14 protein-coding genes are annotated in these 23,094 nt (G+C 71.0%); 9 read left to right on the top strand and 5 right to left on the bottom strand.

What is annotated here, in order from left to right:
* Nucleotides 1-32: 32 nt before the first annotated feature.
* The 4 genes from ACZ7M3_RS46315 to ACZ7M3_RS46300 are packed head-to-tail and all read right to left on the bottom strand — an operon-like array spanning nucleotide 33 to nucleotide 3,606.
* A complete protein-coding gene (locus ACZ7M3_RS46315) occupies nucleotides 33-686 on the bottom strand; it encodes a response regulator (RefSeq protein WP_450428229.1) in 654 nt (217 codons plus the stop codon).
* Nucleotides 676-1,944 (bottom strand): sensor histidine kinase, encoded by a 1,269-nt coding sequence (locus tag ACZ7M3_RS46310; RefSeq protein WP_472071983.1) that lies wholly within the window; start codon nucleotides 1,942-1,944, stop codon nucleotides 676-678. The genes ACZ7M3_RS46315 and ACZ7M3_RS46310 overlap by 11 nt, the downstream gene beginning before the upstream one ends.
* A 28-nt stretch (nucleotides 1,945-1,972) precedes the next feature.
* On the bottom strand, nucleotides 1,973-2,707 hold the full coding sequence (locus ACZ7M3_RS46305) for an ABC transporter permease (RefSeq protein WP_472071981.1): 735 nt from the start codon (nucleotides 2,705-2,707) through the stop codon (nucleotides 1,973-1,975).
* Nucleotides 2,704-3,606 (bottom strand): ABC transporter ATP-binding protein, encoded by a 903-nt coding sequence (locus tag ACZ7M3_RS46300; protein ID WP_472071979.1) that lies wholly within the window; start codon nucleotides 3,604-3,606, stop codon nucleotides 2,704-2,706. Before ACZ7M3_RS46300 ends, ACZ7M3_RS46305 begins: the two co-directional genes overlap by 4 nt.
* 192 nt (nucleotides 3,607-3,798) lie before the next feature.
* Here ACZ7M3_RS46300 and ACZ7M3_RS46295 point away from each other — a divergent pair, with 192 nt between their 5' ends.
* The 7 genes from ACZ7M3_RS46295 (at nucleotide 3,799) to ACZ7M3_RS46265 (ending at nucleotide 16,024) form a co-directional block, all read left to right on the top strand.
* Nucleotides 3,799-5,583, top strand: coding sequence for an ABC transporter ATP-binding protein (locus ACZ7M3_RS46295; protein WP_472071977.1), 1,785 nt, complete (start codon nucleotides 3,799-3,801; stop codon nucleotides 5,581-5,583).
* Nucleotides 5,580-7,499 carry an ABC transporter ATP-binding protein gene (locus tag ACZ7M3_RS46290; RefSeq protein ID WP_472071975.1) on the top strand — a complete coding sequence of 640 codons (1,920 nt, stop codon included), beginning with the start codon at nucleotides 5,580-5,582 and terminating at the stop codon, nucleotides 7,497-7,499. Before ACZ7M3_RS46295 ends, ACZ7M3_RS46290 begins: the two co-directional genes overlap by 4 nt.
* Before the next feature lie 53 nt (nucleotides 7,500-7,552).
* Nucleotides 7,553-9,262, top strand: a complete 1,710-nt coding sequence (locus tag ACZ7M3_RS46285) for an ABC transporter transmembrane domain-containing protein (protein ID WP_472071973.1) — start codon at nucleotides 7,553-7,555, stop codon at nucleotides 9,260-9,262.
* Nucleotides 9,259-10,998: an ABC transporter ATP-binding protein gene (locus ACZ7M3_RS46280; RefSeq protein ID WP_472071971.1), complete on the top strand. Its 1,740-nt coding sequence runs from the start codon at nucleotides 9,259-9,261 to the stop codon at nucleotides 10,996-10,998. Before ACZ7M3_RS46285 ends, ACZ7M3_RS46280 begins: the two co-directional genes overlap by 4 nt.
* A gap of 425 nt (nucleotides 10,999-11,423) precedes the next feature.
* Nucleotides 11,424-13,463: a M4 family metallopeptidase gene (locus ACZ7M3_RS46275; protein ID WP_472071969.1), complete on the top strand. Its 2,040-nt coding sequence runs from the start codon at nucleotides 11,424-11,426 to the stop codon at nucleotides 13,461-13,463.
* Between the two features lie 298 nt (nucleotides 13,464-13,761).
* Nucleotides 13,762-15,420: a M4 family metallopeptidase gene (locus ACZ7M3_RS46270; protein WP_472071967.1), complete on the top strand. Its 1,659-nt coding sequence runs from the start codon at nucleotides 13,762-13,764 to the stop codon at nucleotides 15,418-15,420.
* Nucleotides 15,421-15,508: 88 nt separating this feature from the next.
* A complete protein-coding gene (locus ACZ7M3_RS46265; protein ID WP_452980753.1) occupies nucleotides 15,509-16,024 on the top strand; it encodes a DUF1990 family protein in 516 nt (171 codons plus the stop codon).
* 31 nt (nucleotides 16,025-16,055) lie between these two features.
* On the opposite strand, the gene glgP is transcribed toward ACZ7M3_RS46265, so the two are convergent.
* A complete protein-coding gene (glgP, locus tag ACZ7M3_RS46260; protein WP_388535449.1) occupies nucleotides 16,056-18,695 on the bottom strand; it encodes an alpha-glucan family phosphorylase in 2,640 nt (879 codons plus the stop codon).
* 805 nt (nucleotides 18,696-19,500) lie between these two features.
* On the opposite strand from glgP, the gene ACZ7M3_RS46255 reads away from it, so the two are divergent.
* A complete protein-coding gene (locus tag ACZ7M3_RS46255) occupies nucleotides 19,501-20,703 on the top strand; it encodes a S8 family peptidase (protein WP_472071965.1) in 1,203 nt (400 codons plus the stop codon).
* Between the two features lie 194 nt (nucleotides 20,704-20,897).
* Nucleotides 20,898-23,024: an alpha-1,4-glucan--maltose-1-phosphate maltosyltransferase gene (locus ACZ7M3_RS46250; RefSeq protein ID WP_472071963.1), complete on the top strand. Its 2,127-nt coding sequence runs from the start codon at nucleotides 20,898-20,900 to the stop codon at nucleotides 23,022-23,024.
* Nucleotides 23,025-23,094: the final 70 nt, after the last annotated feature.

The following is a 23,094-nucleotide window of genomic DNA, read 5'->3' as shown; positions in this document are numbered from 1 at the left end:
GCATTCGGGACCAAGCCCCGCCTCAGGTGGCGTCAGCCCAGGATGCCCCGGTCGTAGGCGACCGCCACCGCCGCCGCGCGGTCGTTGACGCCCAGCTTGGCGTACAAGTGGGTGAGGTGGGTCTTGACCGTGGCCTCGCTGATGAACAGGACGCGGGCGATCTCACGGTTCGAGGTGCCCTTGGCCACCAGGGCCAACACCTCGCGCTCGCGGGCCGAGAGGGAGTCCTGGGTCGAGGCGGGCGCGCGGACCGCCGAGACCAGGCGGGAGGCGACCGCCGGGGAGAGCACCGTACGGCCCTGCGCTGCCGCGCGCACGGCGGTGAAGAGCTCCTCCCGCGGGGCGTCCTTCAGCAGATAGCCCGTCGCGCCCGCCTCGATCGCGGGGAGGGTGTCGGAGTCGGTGTCGTAGGTGGTGAGGACGAGCACCTTGGCGCGGGCGCCGCGGCGGGTGAGTTCCGCGATGGCCTCGACGCCGTTGCCGCCGGGCATGCGGAGGTCCGTCAGGACGACGTCCGGGTCGAGCGAGGCGGTGAGGGCGACGGCCTCGACGCCGTTCGCGGCCTCGCCGAGGACCGTGAACCCCGGCGCGGACTCGAACATGCCGCGCAGACCGTCCCGTACGACGGGATGGTCGTCGACGATCAGCAGGGTGATCACAGCGTCATCGGTCACGTCATCGGTCATCGCGGACCAACGGTACGCGAGCCGAGACCGCCGTGCCGTGCCCCGGCTCGGCCTCGACGGTGAGGGTGCCTGCGACGCGTTCGGCGCGGGCGCGCATGCCGTCGAGGCCGAAACCGCCGGCGCGCGTGCGCTCGGGAAGCGCGAGAGGGTCGAAGCCCTGTCCGTCGTCGCGGATGTCGAGGATGACCTCGTCACCGAGGAAGGAGAGGGTGACGCCGAGGCGGGTGGCGTGCGCGTGCCGGGCGGCGTTGGACAGGGCCTCCTGGACGATCCGGAGGAGGGTCGCCGCGATCTCCTCGTGGAGTTGCTCGGCCGTGCCCGTCACGGTGAACTCGGCACATATGCCGGTTCGTTCGGCCCACTCGGCCACCGTCTTCTTCAGCGCCTCCGGCAGACCGTCGTCCGCCAGCGCCACCGGAGCCAGGTTGTGCACGGAGCGGCGGGCCTCGCCGAGGCTGTGTCTGGCGAGGCCGGAGGCGCGTTCGAGGTGGGTGCGGGCAGTGGTCAAGTCGGTCGCGCCGGCCACGACTTGGAGCTGGGCGATGATGCCCGTCAGGCCCTGGGCGATCGTGTCGTGGATCTCGGCGGCCAGCCGGCGGCGTTCGTCGGCGACGCCCGCTTCCCTTGCCTGGACGAGGAGTTGGGCGTGCAGGGCGGCGTTCTCGTCGAGGGCCTGTTTCAGGGCGGCGTTGGTGCGTTCGAGTTCGGTGATGGTCTCGGTGCGCTCGTGGGAGCGCTGGGCCTCCTGCTGGGTGAGATGGGCGACCACCATCTGCAGGCCGGAGTTGGCGACCAGGAGCGCGGCGAAGAGGATCCACTGGACGCCGCTCCCGAACGGCAGCCCACCGGCCTGCGCACCGGCCACGGTGACCGCGCTCGCGAACAGTCCGAGCCGCTGCCGCCGGATGCCCGGGATCAGCTCGTCGGCGTCCATGTATCCGGAGGCGGCGTAGAACGCGAAGAACGGGTTGAGCCAGCTGAGGGCGAAGGCGAGGGCCCAGCGGACGCCGTAGTACGCCGTTCCCGCCCGGGACGGGATCCGGCCACGGCCGGACCGCCGGGGACGGGTGCCGTGCCACCACAGCTGGAGGGCGACCGCGGCGGCGACCAGGGTCCAGCCGGCGTACCACTTGGCGGAACGGTCCGTCAGGTCGGTGGAGGCGACCGCGAGGACGACACTCATGCCGAGCAGCCCGTACGGCCCCCACATGTGCAGCTGCTCCCAGCGCCGATCGATCTGCCGGTCCCTGGCGGTCATCTCCCCAGTCTGCACGGCCGCCCCTCTCCTACTCCCACCGGAACCAGCGCGAGGCGCCGGCCGTCAGCAGCACGGTCCAGGCCACCAGCACACCCAGGTGCGCCCAGCCCGGCCAGTCCCCCGCAGCCGCCCGGTTCAGGGCCTGTGCGGCGGCGCCGAACGGGGTGTAGCCGACGATCCGGGCGAGCGTGTCCGGCATGGCCTGCACCGGAATCCACACGCCCGCGCAGAACATCATCGGGAAGAACACCGCCGACCCGATCGCGCCCGCGATCTTCGTCGTCCGGGACAGCGCGGAGACCACCGCGCCCAGCGCGAGCGCGACCAGGATCGCCAGGACCAGGGCGAGGAGATAGCCGTACGGCTGCTCGGGCAGTCGTACGTCGAAGGCCAGCCGGCCGACGATCAGTGCGCATAGGGCGGAGGCCAGGGCCGCCGCGCCGTAGACCAGCATCTGCGCGGACAGCAGGGCGGACGGCCTTACCGGTGTGGTGGACATGCGGCGCAGGATGCCGCGCTCGCGGTAGCCGGTGATGTTCTGCGGCATCGCCTGCAGCGCGCCGACGATCATGCCGAGCAGGACCGCGACCGGGACGTACACGTCGACCGTGCGCAGGCCGCCCAGGTCCGCCTGGTGGTGGCGGAAGGACGGGATGGAACCCAGGATCACCAGGAGGAGGGTGGGGAACGCCAGGATCCAGAAGAGGGCGCCCGGTTCGCGGCGGAAGAGGCGCAGCTCGGTGCGCAGGACCGCGGTGTTCATGAGGTGACCTCCGTCAGGTCCAGGAACGCGTCGTCCAACGTGGCGTCGGTGACGCGGAGTTGGTGGGCGGTGATGTGGCCCCGGGCGAGCAGGGTGATGACCGCGTTGACGGTCTCGTCGGTGCCGGACAGCGTGATCCTGCCGTCCTTGTGCTCGACCGACGCGAGCGCGGGCAGCGCGTTCAGGTCACCCTCGTCCAGCGGTGCGGACGGTGTGAAGCTGATGACGGTGGAGCCCGCCGAGCGCCGGATCAGCCCTGACGGGGTGTCCAGGGCGGCCACCCGGCCCTTGTCGATCACGGCGATCCGGTCGCACAGGCGCTGCGCCTCCTCCATGAAGTGCGTGACGAGCAGGACGGTGACCCCGCTCGCCCGGACGTCCTCGATGAGCTGCCAGGTGTCGCGGCGGGCGCGCGGATCGAGCCCGGTGGTCAGTTCGTCGAGGACGACGACCCGGGGGTTGCCGATGAGCGCGAGCGCGATGAACAGGCGCTGTTTCTGGCCTCCGGAGAGCTTCGCGAAGCGGGTGGTGAGCTTGGCGGTCAGGCCGAGGCGTTCGGCGAGGGGCCGCCAGTCGGCGGGGTGCCGATAGAAGGCCGCGTACAGCTCCAGGGCCTCGCGGACGGTGAGCTTGGCCTGGAGCTCGCTCTCCTGGAGCTGGGCGCCGAGGACGCGGGCGACCTGTTCCTGGTCGGCGACGGGGTCGAGCCCGGTGACCCGGACGCGGCCCGCGTCGGGGATCCGCAGGCCCTCGACGCACTCGACGGTGGTGGTCTTGCCGGCGCCGTTCGGGCCGAGGATCCCGAAGATCTCGCCCTCCTCGACGGCGAAGGAGACACCGTCGACGACGGGCCGGCCGCCGTAGGACTTGCGCAGTCCGGTGACTTCGATGACTGACATGTCCCGAGGATCCCGGCGGGACGGGAGCGGGCACATCGTCCATCGCGCTCGAAGCGGCATCAGCCGATCGGTTGATGCGGCGATACGACCGAGCCCCAGGGCCCGGGGCACCGGTCCCGGATCCGTGGAACGATTCAGGTCGGGCCAAAACTCGGTGGGCTCTGTCAGTGCCGAACCGTAGGCTCGGTCCTGATGTCCACTCCAGATGCGGTGACCCCGGGCCGAGCCGACCATTCGACCGTACGCAGCCTGCTGCGCCTGTGGCCGTACGTGCGGCCGGTGCGCACGCGGCTGTTCAGTGCCGCCTTCGTCGCGGTCCTCGCCTCCTGTACGGGGCTGGTGTTCCCGCTCGTCCTGAAGTGGATGGTGGATGGTCCGGTGGCCGAGCACGATGTGGCGGGCATCTGGCTCGGCGCGCTGTATCTGCTGCTGCTCGGGATCGCGGAGGCGGTGCTGTTCGGGCTGCGGCGGTGGCTGGTGGCGCGGCCCCTGTCGGGGGTCGAGGCCGACATGCGGGCGGATCTGTACCGGCATCTGCAACGGCTCCCGGTCGCCTTCCACGACCGCTGGGCCTCCGGTCAGCTGCTGTCCCGTGGCACCACGGACCTGATGCTGGTGCGCCAGTTCCTCGCCTTCCCCCTGACGTTCCTGCTGGTCAACTCCGTGACGATCCTCGTCGGCGTCATGATCATGCTGGCCCAGGAGTGGACCCTCGGCCTGGTGCTGCTCGCTCCCGCGGTGCCTCTGATGGTGGTCTGCTGGCTCTTCGAGCGGCACTACTCGCTGGTGGCGCGGCGGGCCCAGGACCAGGTGGGCGATCTGACGACGGTCGTCGAGGAGAGCGTGCTCGGCATCCGCATCATCAAGGGCTTCGGACGCCACCGCAGCCAGGCCCTCGCCTTTCGCGAGCTGTCCCGCACCCTGCGCGGCACGGAGCTGGCCAAGGCCCGCCTCCTCGCCGCCATCCTGACGGTCATCGTCACCCTCCCCGAACTCGCCATCGGCGCCGCCCTCGTGCTCGGCACGGTCCAGGTCGCCGACGGCCGACTGTCCGCCGGCACGCTGGTGGCGTTCCTGTCCACGGCGCTCGCGCTGCGCTGGCCCGTCGAGTCCATCGGCTTCCTCCTCGCGATGAGCCAGGAGGCGGCGACGGCGACGGAGCGGTACTTCGAGGTGATGGACGAGCAGCCGGAATCCACCGGGACATCCGCGGTCGCCGACGGGAAGGGCGAGGGCGGACTCCGCTTCCACGGCGTCCAGTTCCGCTATCCCGACGCCCCGGCGGACGCGCCCCCCGTCCTCGACCGCATCGATCTGCACATCCGTCCGGGTGAGTCGATGGCCCTGGTCGGCGCGACCGGCACCGGGAAGACCACTCTCACCGCCCTCGTCCCACGGCTGCACGAGGTGACGGCCGGGCGGATCACGCTGGACGGCGAGGACATCACGGCGATGCCCCGCGAGGAGCTTCGCGCGCGCGTGGCCGTGGCCTTCGAGGAGCCCACCCTCTTCTCGGCCGGCGTCGGGGAGAACGTGCTCATGGGCGCCCCGGACACCGCGGGCGAAGCGGACCTGGACCGTGCCCTCGCCGTCGCCCAGGCCGACTTCGCGCACGCGCTCCCGCAGGGCACGCGGACCCAGGTCGGCGAGCAGGGCCTGAGCCTGTCCGGCGGCCAGCGCCAGCGTCTCGCCCTCGCGCGGGCCGTCGTGGGCCGCCCCGGGTTCCTCGTCCTCGACGACCCCCTGTCGGCGCTGGACGTCCACACAGAGGCCGCGGTCGAGGCCGCGCTGCGCCGCGTACTGGCGGAGACGACCGCTCTGATCGTGGCGCACCGCCCGTCCACGGTCCTGCTCGCCGACCGCGTGGCCCTGCTCTCCGGCGGCCGTATCACCGCGGTCGGCACCCACCACGAACTGCTGCGCAGCAACGCCGAGTACGCCCATCTGATGTCAGGTGACGAGGAGGCCGACCGATGACGGCGCCCACGACGACCGCGCCGAACAAGGAGCCGGACCGGGAACCGGGCAAGGAAGCAGGCACGGAACCCGACGGCGGGGAGCCCGGCAAGGACCGTCCGGACCCGCGGGAGTCCCACAAGCACCAGGACCCCTTCGACCGCGACGCCCTGCCCACTCCCCCGGGCGCCACCGCCGCGCTCCTGCGTTCCCTTCTCGCCCCGCTCAAGGCCCGTGTGGTGGTGACGATGGTGCTGCTCCTGCTCCAGCAGGCCGCCATCCAGGCGGGCCCGCTGATCGTCGCGTACGCCATCGACCGTGCCGTACCGGCGTTCCGCGCGCACCACCACGGCCCGCTGATCGCGGTGGGTGTCGGCTATCTGCTGTGCGCGCTGGCCGCCGGCGGCCTCCAGTACGCCTTCACCCAGGCGTCCGCCCGCGTCAACCAGGACGTGCTGCTCGACCTGCGCGGCCGGATCTTCCGCCACGCGCAGGCGCTCAGCATCGACTTCCACGAGCGCTACACCTCGGGCCGGCTGATCTCCCGCTCCACGACGGACGTCGAGTCGCTGCGCGAACTGCTCAGCGAGGGTCTGCAGGAGCTCATCACGGTGATCCTGTCCTTCGTCTACATCTCGGCGATGCTGCTCTGGCTGGATCTGGGCCTGGGCGCGGTGGCGGTGGCGTCCTTCGTGCCGCTCTACCTCCTCGTACGGCAGTACCGGCGCCGCGCGGGCCGTATCTACCGCCTCCGCTCGACCGCGATCGCCGCCGTCATCGTGAAGTTCGCGGAGACGATGAACGGGATCCGGCCGGTGCGCGCGTTCCGCCGCGAGGACGCCAACGACGCCGAGTTCCGGGTGCTCAACAAGCGCCACGAGCGCACCAACGGCGACGCCCTGCTGGAGATGGCCCGCTATGTCGTCGGCTCCCGGCTGGTCGCCAACACGGCGGTCGCGGGGATCGTGCTGTGGGGCGCGTACCGGGTGGCCGGGGGTTCGCTGGCGCTGGGCGTGCTGGCCGCCTCGGTGCTGTACCTGCGCCGCCTGTACGACCCGATCGACCGGCTGGGCATGTTCCTCAACGCCTACCAGTCCGCGGCGGCCTCGCTGGAGAAGATCGCGGGCCTGCTGGCCCAGACGCCGTCCGTGCCGGAGCCGGCCGAACCGAGGCGGCTGCCCGCGCTCGCCTCCGCGCAGCCGGGCCGCGAGGTCGTCTTCGAGGACGTCCGCTTCGCCTACCGCACCGGCGGCGAGGTGCTGCCCACCTTCTCGCTCACGCTCCCCGCGGGGCAGACGGTGGCCGTGGTCGGCTCGACGGGCGCGGGCAAGTCGACGCTCGCCAAGCTGCTGGCCCGCTTCTACGACCCGACGGACGGCCGGGTCCTGCTCGACGGCGTCGACCTGCGCGAGCTGTCCGTGCCCGAACTGCGGCGCGGGGTGGTGATGGTGACCCAGGAGGCCTTCCTGTTCTCCGGCACGGTCGCCGAGAACATCGCCATCGGCCGCTCCGACGCGAGCCGCGAGGAGATCGAACGGGCCGCCAAGGCGATCGGCGCCCACGACTTCATCAGCGCGCTGCCCGAGGGCTACGACACGGACGTACGCAAACGGGGCGGCCGTATCTCCGCCGGACAGCGCCAACTCGTCGCCTTCGCACGGGCGTTGCTCGCCGACCCGGCCGTCCTCATCCTCGACGAGGCGACCAGCTCCCTCGACATCCCGGGAGAACGGGCGGTGCAGCGCGCCATGTCGACGGTCCTGCGCGGCCGGACGGCGGTGGTCATCGCCCACCGCCTGTCCACGGTGGAGATCGCCGACCGGGTGCTGGTGATGGAGCACGGACGGGTGGTCGAGGACGGCAGCCCGGCCGAACTCGTCGCGTCCACCGGCAGATTCGCGGACCTGCACCAGGCGTGGCGCGACAGTCTCGTGTAGCGGACGGCGAGCGACTCGTACGGCGGACGGCAAGTGAAAGGCATGGGGGCTGGATGATCGACGCTCACGAGGACCCGGGGACGCCCGACTGTCGGGGCGGGTGGTGGTATCTGTGGTGGCTGGTCACCCGGCAGTCGGGGCGCAGCGCGGCCGGCGCGCTGCTCGCCACGGTGTGGATGACGCTCCTGGCGCTGCCGCCGTATCTGCTGTCCCGTGCGATCGACGACGGCCTGGAGCCGGGCGACCGGGGCGCGCTGTTCGGCTGGACGGCCGCCGTGCTGGGCATCGGCGTGTTCAACGCCTGGCTGGGCATCATGCGGCACCGCACCATGACCAAGGTCCGGATGGACGCCAACTTCCGCACGGTCAAGGTCGTGGTGGGGCAGTCGGCGCGGCTGGGTGCCGCGCTGGGCCGCCAGGTCGGCGCCGGGGAGGTCGTCACGATCGGCGTCGGTGACGTCCAGACGATCAGCCAGTCGCTGACCGTCGTCGGTCCCGGCATCGCCGCGATCGTCACCTACGGCGTGGTGGCCGCGCTGCTGATGTCGGTCTCGCTCCAGCTCTCGGTGGTGATACTCCTCGGGGTGCCGCTGACCGCCGGGCTCGTCGGCCCGCTGATGGGTCGGCTGCAGGGCGCGGAGACCGAGTACCGCGAGCGCCAGGGCGTGCTGACCGCGCGGATCGGCGACCTCGCGGGCGGCCTGCGCGTCCTCAACGGCCTGGGTGGCAAGGGGCTGTTCGCGGACACCTTCCGCCGCGACTCGCAGCAGCTGCGGGCGCAGGGGTACCGGGTCGGGGCGGCGACCAGCTGGATCCAGGCACTGGGCACGGGGCTGCCGACCCTCTTCCTCGCCGTCGTGACCTGGCTCGCGGCCCGGCTGGCGGCCCAGGGGGAGATCACCATCGGCCAGTTGGTGTCGGTGTACGGCTATGCCGCGGTCCTCGTGGCGCCGGTGTACTTCTTCATCGAGAGCGGCTACCAGCTCAGCCGGGCCGTCGTCGCCGCCCGGCGTGTCGTACGGTTCCTGTCCCTGGAGCCCGTCGCCGACCACCCCGACGCCCGGGACGCGCCCGCCTCCCCGGCGGTGCTGCACGATCCGGACTCCGGGGTACGGGTGCTGCCGGGGCGGCTCACCGCGCTGGTCGGAGCAGATCCCGTGGAGTCCGAGGCCGTCGTCGACCGCCTCGGCCGGTACGCGGAGTCGGCGGTCACGTGGGGTGGCGTACGGCTCGACGAGATCACCCTGGCGCAGGTGCGCGAGCGGATCCTGGTCGCGGACAACGAGGCCGACCTGTTCGCGGGCACCCTGCGCGAGCTGGTCTCCGGCCGCCGGGAGCACGACGAGGAGACGATCGCCCGGGCGGTGCGCGCGGCGGCGGCGGACGACATCGTGCTCGGTCTCCCCGACGGTCTCGACTCGGACGTCGCCGCCCAGGGCCGCAGCCTCTCCGGCGGCCAGCGACAGCGCGTACGCCTGGTGCGGGCGCTGCTCGCCGACCCCGAGGTACTGCTCGCCGTCGAACCCACCTCGGCACTCGACGCGCACACCGAAGCGGCCGTGGCGGCCCGGCTGCGGGCCGCACGCTCGGGCCGTGCGACCGTCGTCACCAGCACCTCGCCGCTGATGCTCGACCAGGTGGACACCGTGCACTTCCTGGTCGACGGCAAGGTCGCGGCGAGCGGCAGCCATCACGAACTCCTCGACGGGGAGCCGGGATACCGGGCACTGGTGGCCCGCGACACGGAAGAGGTCCTGCGATGAGCGCGCAGCTGCCGGTCGCCGAACCCGCCGAGGTGCGCCGGGCGGCACTGCGGCTGATCCGGGCGGACGGGCGGGCCTTCGCCGCCGTGCTCGGCCTCAACGTGCTGGCCGCCGCGGCCGGTCTGGTCGGGCCCTGGCTGCTCGGGCGGATCATCGACGACGTACGGGCCGGGGACGGTGTGGACGTCGTGGACCGGCTGGCGTCGGTCATCCTGGTGTGCTCGCTGGCGCAGCTGCTGCTGGCGCGGTGGGCCCGGTATGTGGGGCACCGCTTCGGGGAGCGGACGCTGGCCCGGGTGCGGGAGCAGTTCGTGGAGCGGGCGCTGAGTCTGCCCGCCTCGGTCGTGGAGCGGGCCGGCACCGGTGACCTGACCGCGCGCGGCACCGCCGATGTCACCGTGGTGGGCAACACCCTGCGCGACGCCGGGCCCGAACTGCTCATCTCCTGCGCCCAGGCGCTGTTCATCCTCGGCGCGGTCTTTGCCATCGCCCCGCTGCTCGGCGCCTGCGGGGTGCTCGGGCTCGTCGGCATCTGGTTCGCCCTGCGCTGGTATCTGCGCCGTGCGCGCACCGCGTATCTCGCCGAGGGCACCGCCACCTCGGACGTCGCCGAGATCCTCGCGGCCACCGCCTCCGGTGCCCGTACGGTGGAGGCGTTCGGGCTGCAGCGCGGCCGGATCACCGCGAGCCGTCAAACGCTGGAGACGTCCCGGCTCAGGCGGATGCGGACCCTGTTCCTGCGCAGCGTGTTCTTCCCGGCCGTGGAGGTGTCGTACGTCGTTCCCGTGGTCGCCGTCCTGCTGGTGGGCGGTGCCCTGCACGCGAGGGGGGCGATGAGCCTGGGTGCGGTGGTCGCCGCGACCTTGTATCTGCGCCAGCTCGGGGAGCCGCTCGACCAGATCCTGATGCAGGTCGAGCAGCTCCAGAGCAGCGGCGCCTCGTTCGCCCGCGTCGAGGGGCTGGCCCGCGCGCCACGGGCCGTACCGTCGGGCTCGCCCACCCCGGTCGACGACCGGATCGACGTGACGGATGTCCGCTACTCCTACGACCGCGGGGGCGAGGTGCTGCGCGGAGTCGACCTGACCGTGCGGCCCGGGGAACGGCTGGCCGTCGTCGGGCCCTCCGGCGCCGGGAAGACCACGCTGAGCCGACTGCTCGCGGGCATCGACGCGCCGCGGTCCGGGTCGGTGACGGTGGGGGGCGTACCGATCGCCGACCTCGATCCCGAGCAGTTGCGCCGGCAGGTCGTCCTCGTCACCCAGGAGCACCATGTGTTCCTGGGCACCGTTCGCGACAACCTGCTGATCGCCGAACCCGCCGCCGATGACACGGCGTTGTGGGCGGCACTGGCCGCCGTCGGCGCCGACGGCTGGGTCCGGGAGCTGCCGGACGGCCTGGACACCGAGCTCGGCACCGGCGGCCGCCGGACGGACGGGTCGCGGGCCCAGCAGCTCGCCCTGGCCCGGGTGGTGCTGGCCGACCCGCACACCCTCATCCTCGACGAGGCGACGGCCCTGCTCGATCCGACGACCGCGCGCCACACCGAGCGTGCGCTCGCCGCCGTACTGGAGGGGCGCACCGTGATCGCCATCGCGCACCGGCTGCACACCGCGCACGACGCGGACCGGGTCGCCGTGATGGAGGACGGCCTGCTCACCGAACTCGGCACGCATGACGAACTGGTGGCGGCCGAGGGGGCGTACGCGGCACTTTGGCGGACCTGGCACGGGGACTAGGGCCGAGCCCTGGGCGGGGCCAGGACGGAGGCCTGAGCGGGGGTCAGGGCCGGGCCTTGGGCGGGCTTGTCCGGGTGCTCTGGGTGCGGTGCGGCGGGGCGGTCGCGCCTTGCCGCGCCACCGACTGGACACACTCCGGCGAACAGTCCGCATGCCGAACATGAACACCCGGACAACGGACGAATTCCGGCCAAATTCCTGACGCGGTCCTGACAGAAAGCGAAATCTCCTGCCACTCTTCCCACGGCAACTTCACAGCAACCTCACAGCACCGTCGCCGTGTCGCAGCCGTGGACCCCAGGCAACTGGTTCCGCGTTCCACCCTGTTCTGCCCTGTTCTGCCCTGTTCTGCCCGGACGGGTACCCACCCCGACCGGATCCCCACTGGCCGCGCGAACCGTGGCCACGCAGAAGGAGTCAGTGTGTTGAGCAGCAGTTCCTCCCACAGACGCACCTCCCACACCACTCAGCGCCGTGTCGCGGCCGTCGCCCTCGTCGGCGTCTCCGCCCTGCTGGCCGCGGCCGTCCAGTCGGGCGCCGCGAGCGCGGCCCCCCAGAAATCCTCCCTCGGCAAGATCAACCGTGGTTCTCTCGCCGTCCAGCTCACGCCTTCGCAGCGCGCGGAACTGATACGCGACGCGGACGCCACCAAGGCGGCCACCGCCAAGGACCTGGGCCTCGGGGCCAAGGAGAAGCTCGTCGCCCGCGACGTCATCAAGGACGCGGACGGCACGGTCCACACCCGCTACGAACGCACGTACGCGGGACTCCCGGTCCTCGGCGGCGACCTGGTGGTCGACACCACCAAGGCAGGGAAGACCGAGCGGGTCGTCAAGGCGACGCGGGCCACCCTCGAGGTCGCCTCGCTGACGCCCGCCATCGCCGCCTCGAAGGCGGAGAAGCAGGCCCTCTCCGCCGCCAAGGCCGACGGTTCGAAGAAGACCGACGCCGACCGGGCGCCCCGCAAGGTGATCTGGGCGGCGGACGGCAAGCCGACCCTCGCGTACGAGACGGTCGTCGGCGGCTTCCAGGACGACGGCACCCCGAACCAGCTGCACGTCATCACCGACGCGGCCACCGGCAAGAAGCTCTACGAGTACCAGGGCATCGAGACCGGTATCGGCAACACCCAGTACAGCGGCCAGGTGACGCTGACGACCACGCAGTCGGGCTCCAACTACACGCTCACCGACGGCGCGCGCGGCGGTCACAAGACGTACAACCTCAACCGCGGTACGTCCGGCACCGGCACCCTGTTCTCCCAGACCAGCGACACCTGGGGCAACGGCACCACGTCGAACGCCGCGACCGCGGGCGCCGACGCGCACTACGGCGCCGCCGAGACCTGGGACTTCTACAAGAACACCTTCGGCCGCAGCGGCATCAAGAACAACGGCGTGGGTGCGTACTCCCGGGTCCACTACGGCAACGCGTACATCAACGCGTTCTGGGACGACGGCTGCTTCTGCATGACGTACGGCGACGGGGCCGGCAACGCGGACCCGCTGACCGCCATCGACGTGGCGGGCCACGAGATGAGCCACGGCGTCACCTCCAACACCGCGGGTCTCAACTACACCGGTGAGTCCGGCGGTCTGAACGAGGCGACCTCCGACATCTTCGGCACCGGCGTCGAGTTCTACGCCAACAACGCCTCCGACCCCGGTGACTACCTCATCGGCGAGAAGATCGACATCAACGGCGACGGCACCCCGCTGCGCTACATGGACAAGCCCAGCAAGGACGGCGGCTCGGCGGACAACTGGTCCTCCAGCGTGGGCGGTCTCGACGTCCACTACTCGTCCGGTGTCGCCAACCACTTCTTCTACCTGCTGAGCGAGGGCAGCGGCGCCAAGGTCATCAACGGCGTCAGCTACAACTCGCCGACCGCCGACGGCCTTCCGGTCACCGGCATCGGCCGGGACAAGGCCCTGCAGATCTGGTACCGGGCGCTCACCACCAAGTTCACCTCGACCACCAACTACGCGGCGGCCCGCACCGGCACGCTCGCGGCGACGGGCGAGCTGTACGGCACGACGAGCGCCGAGTACACGGCGGTGCAGAACGCCTGGGCGGCCGTGAAGGTCGGCTCGCGCCCGGGCGGTGGCGGTGGCGGTACGTCGTTCGAGAACACCGGCGACGTATCGATTCCGGACAACGGGGCGGCCGTGACGTCGTCGATCGCGGTCACCGGCCGTACCGGCAACGCCCCGTCGAACCTTCTGGTCGACGTGAACATCGTGCACACCTGGCGCGGCGACCTGGTCGTGGATCTGCTGGCCCCGGACGGCACGGCGTACCCCCTGAAGCCCTTCAGCTCCTCCGACTCGGCGGACAACGTCCAGGAGACCTACACGGTCAACGCGTCCTCCGAAGTCGCCAACGGCACTTGGAAGTTGAGGGTCCAGGACAAGGCCGCGCAGGACACCGGCTACATCAACAGCTGGAAGGTGACGTTCCCGTAGACCACGCCTGAACACACAGCACCGAGAGGGCGCCGCCCCGGGGGTTCGACCCCCGGGGCGGCGCCCTCTTTGCCGTGCCATGACCCTGCTTTTGTTGCCGCTTGACCAAGATCGAGATCCGCGTAACGAACAGCGATCTTCACTCAACGGACGCTTTTCGGCCAAGATTCCATCGCCCTCCTGACATGTACGCGCCCTTGATGTCACTCTTCCACCGCACGGCTCACCCGCACCGCAACTTCGCACCTTCCGTACGGCCACCCCACGCCGTCCGGTCGCCCCCACAAGAGGAGATTGCGTGACCCCCCTCTACGCGCGTCACAAGCGCACCACTCTGGCCATCGCGACCGCTGTCGCTGCCGGAGCCCTGCTCGCCACCGGTCTGACCACCGGCGCCTCCGCCCAGACCGACTCGGCCGCCGCCAAGGCGAAGCTCCCCGGCGCCACGGTCCTGCTCTCCGCCACCGCGCGCACGAGCCTGATCCAGCAGGCCGACGCGGCCGCGCCCGAGACCGCCCAGCAGATAGGCCTCGGCACCAAGGAGAAGCTCGTCGTCAGAGACGTCCTCAAGGACGCGGACGGCACCGTGCACACCCGCTACGAGCGCACGTACAACGGCCTTCCGGTCCTCGGCGGTGACCTGGTCGTCCACGAGTCCAAGGCCGGCAAGACCGAGGGAGTCACCAAGGCGGTGAAGACGGCCATCAAGGTCGCCTCGCTGAAGCCGCAGGTCACCACCGCGAAGGCCGAGAAGCAGGCTCTCACCGCCGCGAAGGCCGCCGGCTCGGAGAAGACCACGGCCGACCGCGCCCCCCGCAAGGTGATCTGGGCCGCCACCGGCAAGCCCACCCTCGCCTACGAGACGGTCGTCGGCGGTCTCCAGGACGACGGCACCCCGAACGAGCTGCACGTCATCACCGACGCGGCCACCGGCAAGAAGCTCTACGAGTACCAGGGCATCGAGACCGGCACCGGCAAGACCCTCTACTCGGGCACGGTCAGCCTCAACACCACCCTGTCGGGCTCGACGTACCAGCTGACCGACGGCACCCGCGGCAGCCACAAGACGTACAACAAGTCGCACACCACCTCCTCCTCCGCGGGCACCCTGTTCACCGACGCGGACGACACCTGGGGCACCGGCACGGCCTCCAGCTCCACCACCGACCAGACCGCGGCCGCCGACGCCGCGTACGGCGCGCAGGAGACGTGGGACTTCTACAAGAACACCTTCGGCCGCAGCGGCATCAAGAACAACGGTGTCGGCGCGTACTCCCGCGTCCACTACGGCAACGCGTACGTCAACGCGTTCTGGGACGACAGCTGCTTCTGCATGACGTACGGCGACGGCTCCGGGAACACCCACCCGCTGACCTCGCTGGACGTGGCCGGCCACGAGATGAGCCACGGCGTCACCGCCAACACGGCCGGTCTGAACTACTCGGGCGAGTCCGGCGGTCTGAACGAGGCGACCTCCGACATCTTCGGCACCGGCGTCGAGTTCTACGCGGGGAACTCCTCCGACGTGGGTGACTACCTCATCGGCGAGAAGATCAACATCAACGGCGACGGCACCCCGCTGCGCTACATGGACCAGCCCAGCAAGGACGGCGGCTCCGCCAACTACTGGTCCTCCAGCGTCGGCAACCTCGACGTGCACTACTCGTCGGGTGTCGCCAACCACTTCTTCTACCTGCTGAGCGAGGGCAGCGGCGCCAAGACCATCAACGGCGTCAGCTACAACTCGCCCACGTACAACGGCTCGGCCGTCACCGGCATCGGCCGGGACAAGGCCCTGCAGATCTGGTACAAGGCGCTGACGACGTACTTCACGTCGACGACGAACTACAAGTCGGCCCGCACGGGGACGCTCTCCGCGGCGTCCGCCCTGTACGGCTCGACCAGCACCGAGTACAAGGCGGTGGCCGCGGCCTGGACCGCGGTCAACGTGAGCTAGTGCCCACGGGGTCCTCGAGACCCGCTTAGGCGCCTTGGGCGGTACCCGGAGAGAAGGCACCTCCGGGTACCGCCCTACGCTGTCCCCCATGGTCTCCCCGGACAACCCCTTCACATACGAGGACGTGGGCGCGACGCGCGACGGCCGCTGCCCGCCGGGGTTCCACCCCCTGCATCTGCGCACCCGCGTCGGCGAGGGCGAGGCCGTCTTCCGCGCCGCGTCCGAAGCGGTGATGACCTGGGGGATGCACCGCGCGATGGGCGTGGGCATGACCGCCACCGCCGACAAGGCGGCCCCCGGAGTCGACGTCACCGTCGGACTCGGCCCCCTCAAGGCCCCCTGCCGTGTGGTCTGGACGGTCGAGGAGTACCGCCGGGTCGGCTGGGCCTACGGCACCCTGCCCGGCCACCCCGAGCGCGGCGAGGAGGCCTTCGTGGTCGACCGCACGGGCGACGGCACGGTCTGGCTGACCGTGACCGCCTTCAGCCGTGCGGCCAAGTGGTACACCCGTGCGGGCGGACCGGCGACCCGGGGGCTCCAGCACGCCTACGCGCGGCGCTGCGGGGCGGTACTGCGCAGGCTGTGCGCGGGGTTCGAACCGTAGGCCCGCTGCCCGCCTTCCACTTTCGGCCCGCTCAGCGCATCAGGACCCCGGCCTCCTCCCCCACCTCCTCCGAAGGCATCGTCACCAGGCCCAGCTCGGCGCCGGAAGCGAGCAGTCGGTGCGTGGGGAGAATACGGACCGTGTAGCCGAACGGGCCGGTGCGGTCGAGGGAGAGCGGACCCTCGTACACCCAGCGCCCTTCCAGGTCAGGACCGCCCGCCGGTTTCAGCGGAACGCAGCTCGCGTCCGCGATGCGGTCCTGCGAGTCGACACGGCCCGAGACCGCCTGGACCTCGACGTCGTCCGGGACGAGGTCGGCCAGCGCCACCCGCACGCGCAGGGAGAGGGTGGTGCCCAGTTCGGCGGTCGTGGTGGCGGCGGAGGCCTCCAGATGGTCCACCGTGACCCGGGGCCAGGCCGCCCGGACGCGGGACTTCCAGGCGGCCAGTTCGCGGGCCGTCTCCGGGGCCAGGGCGCGGTGGGCGCGGGCCGCGGGGGCGTACAGGCGCTCCACGTACTCGCGCACCATCCGACCCGCCAGGACCTTCGGGCCGAGATGGGTCAGCGTCTGGCGGACCATCTCGATCCACCGGTCGGGCAGACCGTGCTGGCCCCGCTCGTAGAAGCGGGGCGCCACGCGCTGTTCCAGCAGCTCGTAGAGGGCCGCCGCCTCGAGGTCGTCGCGGCGGTCGTCGTCCGTCGCCGTGCCGTCCGCCGTCGGGATCGCCCAGCCGAAGTCCGGCTGGAACCACTCGTCCCACCAGCCGTCCAGAACGGAGAGGTTCAGACAGCCGTTGAGCGCCGCCTTCATCCCGGACGTGCCGCAGGCCTCCAGCGGGCGGAGCGGGTTGTTCAGCCAGATGTCGCAGCCCGGGTACAGCTTCTGCGCCATCGCCATCCCGTAGTCCGGGAGGAAGACGATCCGGTGGCGCACACGCGGGTCGTCCGCGAACCGGACCAGTTCCTGCACGAGTCGCTTGCCGCCGTCGTCGGCGGGGTGCGCCTTGCCCGCGACCACGATCTGGATCGGGCGTTCGGCGTGCAGGAGGAGGTCCATCAGACGGTCGCGGTCACGCAGCATCAGGGTCAGCCGTTTGTAGGAAGGGACGCGGCGGGCGAAGCCGATCGTGAGGACGTCAGGGTCCAGCACCCCGTCGATCCAGCCGAGTTCGGCCGTTCCGGCGCCGCGCTGGCGCCAGGAGGCTTGCAGGCGTTCCCTCACCTCGAGGACCAGTTGCTCGCGCAGCACCCGGCGCAGGTCCCAGATCTCCTGGTCGGCGATGTCCGCCACCGCGTCCCAGCGGTCCGAGCCGCCGACCGTCATCGCGTCCTCGGTGCGCTGGGCGCCGATCTGGCGGGCGCCGAGACGGAAGACCTCCGGTGCCACCCAGGTCGGTGCGTGCACGCCGTTGGTGACCGAGGTGATCGGGACCTCGTCCGGGTCGAAACCCGGCCACAGCCCGGAGAACATCTCGCGGCTGACGTGACCGTGGAGCAGCGACACCCCGTTGGCCCGCTGGCCGAGCCTGAGCCCCATCACGGCCATGTTGAAGAGGTTCGGCTCACCGCCCGGGTAGGTCTCCATGCCGAGGCCGAGGATGCGCTCGACGTCGATACGGGGGAGTTCGGCGTCCGGGCCGAAGTGGTGGGCGACCAGTTCGCGGTCGAAGCGGTCGATGCCGGCGGGGACGGGGGTGTGGGTGGTGAAGACGGTACCGGCGCGGACGGATTCGAGAGCGGCCTCGAAGTCCAACCCGTCGTGCCCGTCCTGCCCCTCGGCGAGTTCGGCGATGCGTTCCAGGCCGAGGAATCCCGCGTGGCCCTCGTTGGTGTGGAACACCTCGGGCTGGGCGTGGCCGGTCAGCCGGCAGTACGTCCGTACGGCGCGCACCCCGCCGATGCCGAGCAGCATCTCCTGAAGCAGTCGGTGCTCGCTGCCGCCGCCGTACAGCCGGTCGGTCACCCCGCGTTCGCCGAGGTCGTTCTCCTCGACGTCGGAGTCGAGCATGAGAAGGGGGACGCGACCGACCTGGGCCAGCCAGATGCGGGCGCGCAGGGCGCGGGCGCCGGGGAGGGCGAGGGTGACCTGGGCCGGGGTGCCGTCGGATTCGCGCAGGGGTACGAGAGGGAGTTCGTTGGGGTCGAGGACGGGATAGTGCTCCTGCTGCCAGCCGTCTCGGGAGAGGGACTGGCGGAAGTAGCCGTGCCGGTAGAGGAGTCCTACGCCGATGAGGGGTACGCCGAGGTCGCTGGCGGCCTTGAGGTGGTCGCCGGCGAGGATGCCGAGGCCGCCGGAGTACTGCGGCAGGGCCGCGGTGATGCCGAACTCGGGTGAGAAGTAGGCGATGGCCGCGGGGAGGTCGGGAATCTGGGTCTGGGTCTGATACCAGCGTTCGCCGGTCACGTAGTCGCGCAGGTCGTCGGCGACGGCGGCGAGGCGGCGCAGGAAGCGGCGGTCCTCGGCTAGTTCCGCGAGGCGGTGGGGAGGGACGCTGCCGAGCAGGCGTACGGGGTCGCCGTCGCAGGCGGTCCAGCGTTCGGGGTCGACGGACTGGAAGAGGTCGCGGGTCTCGGCGTGCCAGGACCAGCGCAGGTTGCGGGCGAGGTCACTGAGCGGGTGAAGGGCGTCGGGCAGTACGGGGCGAACGGTGAATCTGCGGATTGCCTTCACAAGTTCCACCTTCACAAAAGACGTATGCGGCGGGATGTACGTCATCGACGACGGTAGCGGCGAGGGTGTTTCCACGACACGGCGCATCGATGAACTCCGGCGTCGTGGGTGAGTCGGGCGCGTGGGTGGGTCGGGGGCGTGGGGGTGTGTCGAGCCCGTCGCCGCCGGATCAGACGTGGGCCGGGCAAGCGAGCCGCTGCTCGATCCGAACGTAAGCGACGGGCTTACGACCCACCCCCACGCCCCCTTCCGCAGTCCGCCGACCACGGGTGAGTGGAACACGAGGTCAGGGCATGGGGATCCCGGGGCGGGCCTCATTCCCCGCCTCGGGGACGCGAGGAATGCGGGGCGCGGCCCCGCCCCAGGGGCGCGGGGAACTGCGCGACCAGCCCCCACCGACCGCCAGCCGAACGAAACGCGCGAGCAGGGATGCGGGGCGCAGCCCCCGCTTCAGGGGCGCGGGGAACTGCGCGACCAGCCCCCACCGGCTGTCAGCCGAACGAATCACCCGGGCGGGAATCGGGGCGCGGCCCCGCCCCAGGGGCGCGGGGAACTGCGCGAACGGCCCCCGCCGGCCCGCAGCCGACGGACTCGGCTGAGGGCGTCGACAAGAGGAACCGTCGACCGGGAATCGACGCAACCATTCCGCCCCACCCCCGGAGGGTATGGCCGATTCCGCCCGTATCGGCGGCCTTGTGGTGCTTCACACCACACGAGAGGCTGCCAAGTGGCGTACGCGCGACCCCGGTCGCACACCGGTCGGTCCCGGTCGGCGTACGCCGACTTGAGGAGGGGAACTCACGTCATGGCACAGACGAGACAGCGGCGTCTGCGCTGGGCAGGATGCCTCACCGCGGTCACGACGACCGCGGTGCTTTCGGCCATCACCCTGCCCGCGCACGCCGCCCCGGAGGGGCGGATACTCGGCGCCGGCGAACCCGGTTCCGTCAGCGGTAGTTACATCGTGACGCTCAAGGGGGGTACGAGGGCTCCGTCGTCGGCGGGTAAGGGCATCGCCGAGAAGTACGGAGCGCGAATCAGCCATACGTACGGCACGGCGCTCAACGGGTACGCGGTTCAGGTGGGCGAGAAGCAGGCGCGGCGGCTCGCGGCGGACTCCCGTGTGGCCTCCGTCGTCCAGGACACCCGGGTGGCACTCGACCACGTCGAGAAGAACCCGCCGTCCTGGGGGCTGGACCGGATCGACCAGCCCGCTCTGCCGCTCGACAAGGGCTACACGTGGCCGGAGTCGGCGGGCGCGGGCGTGACGGCGTACGTCATCGACACGGGGATCCGGATCACGCACAAGGACTTCGGGGGGCGGGCCGGTTACGGCTGGGACTTCGTGGGCAACGACAAGGCGGCGGGGGACGGGAACGGACACGGGACGCATGTCGCCGGGACCATCGCGGGGACGACCTACGGTGTGGCGAAGAAGGCCAAGGTCGTGTCCGTGCGGGTGCTCGACAACGCCGGATCCGGCACGACCGCGCAGGTCATCGCCGGTATCGACTGGGTGACCCGGCACGCGCACAAGCCCGCGGTCGCCAATCTGAGCCTGGGCGGCCACGCGAACGCCCAGCTCGACGCCGCCGTACACAACTCCATCGCCTCCGGGGTGACGTACTCGGTCGCGGCGGGCAACGACGGACTGGCCGCCGGGCTGTACTCCCCCGCCCGGGTCAAGGAGGCGCTGACGGTCGGGGCGAGTGACCGGGCCGACGCCCGGGCGAGCTTCTCCAACTTCGGCGCGGCGCTGGACCTGTTCGCGCCCGGCGTGGCGATCACGTCGGCGTCGTACGCGAGCGACACCGGGAAGGCGACCTTCTCCGGTACGTCGATGGCGAGCCCGCATGTCGCGGGCGCGGCGGCGCTCTATCTCGCCGGTCACCCGAAGGCAACCCCGGCCCAGGTGGGCAAAGCGTTGGTCGGGCGGGCGGTGTACGGGAAGGTCGGCGGCGCGGGGCTCGGTTCGCCGAACAGGCTTCTGCAAGTCGCTCGTTCCTAGGGAACCGCCGCAGCAGGCACCGGCCTCGCCCGTCGGACGAGGCCGGTCTTGTGTGTAGACATACGCGTAAGTAGTTAGCAACCTGCCGGATTGCTCACCCGAATAGGGTGGGAAGGCTCCCCCGGTACGCCCCGCAGGCCCCACCTCCCCACACCGTCATCCGCCCACCCACGTTGACGCGGACAGGAGCGGTCATGCCCGCCACGCACCACACGTCGCCACCCCCGACGACCACCTCCGCCACACCCCCGATACGCAAGGTCGACGCCGTCCCCCGTGCCCCGGAGCAACCCTCCGAACAGGGCGGCGAAGGCGGCGAGAGCGTCGGACGCATTCCCGTCGTCGACGTTCGGCCCCTCGTCCTGCAAGGCCGCCGCCCCGCCAAGACGGTTGTCGGCGAGGTCTTCGACGTCACGGCCACCGTCTTCCGCGAAGGCCACGACGCCGTCGCCGCGAACGTCGTCCTGCGCGATCCGGAGGGCCGCACCGGCCCCTGGACCCCGATGCGCGAACTCGCCCCCGGCACCGACCGCTGGGGCGCCACCGTCCGTGCCGGGACGACCGGCCACTGGACGTACACCGTGGAGGCCTGGAGCGATCCGGTCTCCACCTGGCGCCATCACGCCGGGATCAAGATCCCGGCGGGCATCGACACGGAACTGGTCCTGGAGGAGGGCGCCCGGTTGTACGAGCGCGCTGCCGCCGGAGTGCCGAAGAGCAAGGGCAGAAGGGATGTCGTCCTCGCCGCGGCGGACGCGCTGCGGGACACCGGCCGTTCCTCGGCGGCCCGGCTCGCCGCCGCCCGTACCCCTGAAGTGGACAGGGTCCTTGACCGTCATCCGCTGCGTGAGCTGGTCAGCAGCTCGGAGCCGTTGCCCCTGCTGGTGGAGCGCGAGCGGGCGCTGTACGGCTCCTGGTACGAGTTCTTCCCGCGTTCGGAGAGCGGACATCTCGATCCGCCGGTGCACGGCACGTTCCGCAGCGCCGCCGAGCGACTGCCCGCCATCGCGCGGATGGGCTTCGATGTCGTGTATCTGCCGCCGATTCATCCGATCGGGACCACTTATCGCAAGGGGCCCGACAACACGCTCTCGGCGGGGGCCTACGACGTCGGTGTGCCGTGGGCGATCGGCTCCCCGGAGGGCGGGCACGACGCCGTTCATCCGGACCTCGGCACGATCGACGACTTCGACGCCTTCGTGAGGCGGGCGGAGCGGGAGGGGCTGGAGATCGCGCTCGACTTCGCGCTCCAGTGCTCGCCCGATCATCCGTGGGTGCAGAAGCATCCCGAGTGGTTCCACCACCGGGCCGACGGGTCGATCGCGTACGCGGAGAATCCGCCGAAGAAGTACCAGGACATCTATCCGATCGCCTTCGACCAGGACATGCCGGGGCTGGTCCAGGAGACGCTGCGGGTGCTGCGGCACTGGATGAGCCACGGCGTGCGGATCTTCCGCGTCGACAACCCGCACACCAAGCCGGTCGTCTTCTGGGAGCGAGTCATCGCGGACGTCAACCGCACCGACCCGGACGTGATCTTCCTGGCCGAGGCGTTCACCCGGCCCGCGATGATGCGCACGCTGGGTGCGGTCGGCTTCCAGCAGTCGTACACCTATTTCACCTGGCGCAACACGAAGGAGGAGCTCACCGACTACCTCAGTGAGCTGTCGGGGGAGGCGGCCGCGTACATGCGGCCCAATTTCTTCGTGAACACCCCGGACATCCTGCACGAGTTCCTTCAGCACGGCGGCCGGCCGGCCTTCGAACTGCGTGCGGTGCTCGCCGCGACGCTGTCTCCGACCTGGGGCGTCTACAGCGGATTCGAGCTCTGTGAGAACACCCCGCTGCGTGCGGGCAGCGAAGAGTACCTGAACTCCGAGAAGTACCAACTGCGTCCGCGGGATTGGGAGTCGGCGGAGCGTGAGGGTCGTAGCATCGCGCCATTGCTGAGGGCGCTCAACGCCGTCCGCCGGCGCAGTCCGGCATTGCGCCAGTTGCGCGGCCTCCACTTCCACCACACGGACAAGGACGCGGTGATCGCCTACTCGAAGTCGGTCACGGACGGGAGCGGATCGAACACGGTTGTGATGGTGGTCAACCTCGACCCCCACCACACCCAGGAGGCGACGGTCTCGTTGGACATGCCGCAACTCGGCCTGGACTGGCACGAGTCCGTGCCGGTGCGCGACGAGCTCACCGGCGAGACCTACAACTGGGGCAGGGCCAACTATGTGCGTCTTGAGCCAGGGCATAGCCCCGCGCACATTCTCACCGTCCTGCGACCGTCCTCACCGCAGATCGGAGGGTCACCCACCACATGATCGTCAACGAGCCCGTCCCGGACACTTTCGAGGACACCCCGGCCAGGGACCGCGACCCCGACTGGTTCAA

Source organism: Streptomyces sp. NPDC111656 (assembly GCF_055656965.1).
The sequence above is the reverse complement of the archived record's forward strand: the minus strand, read 5'-3'. Positions and strand labels throughout refer to the sequence as shown.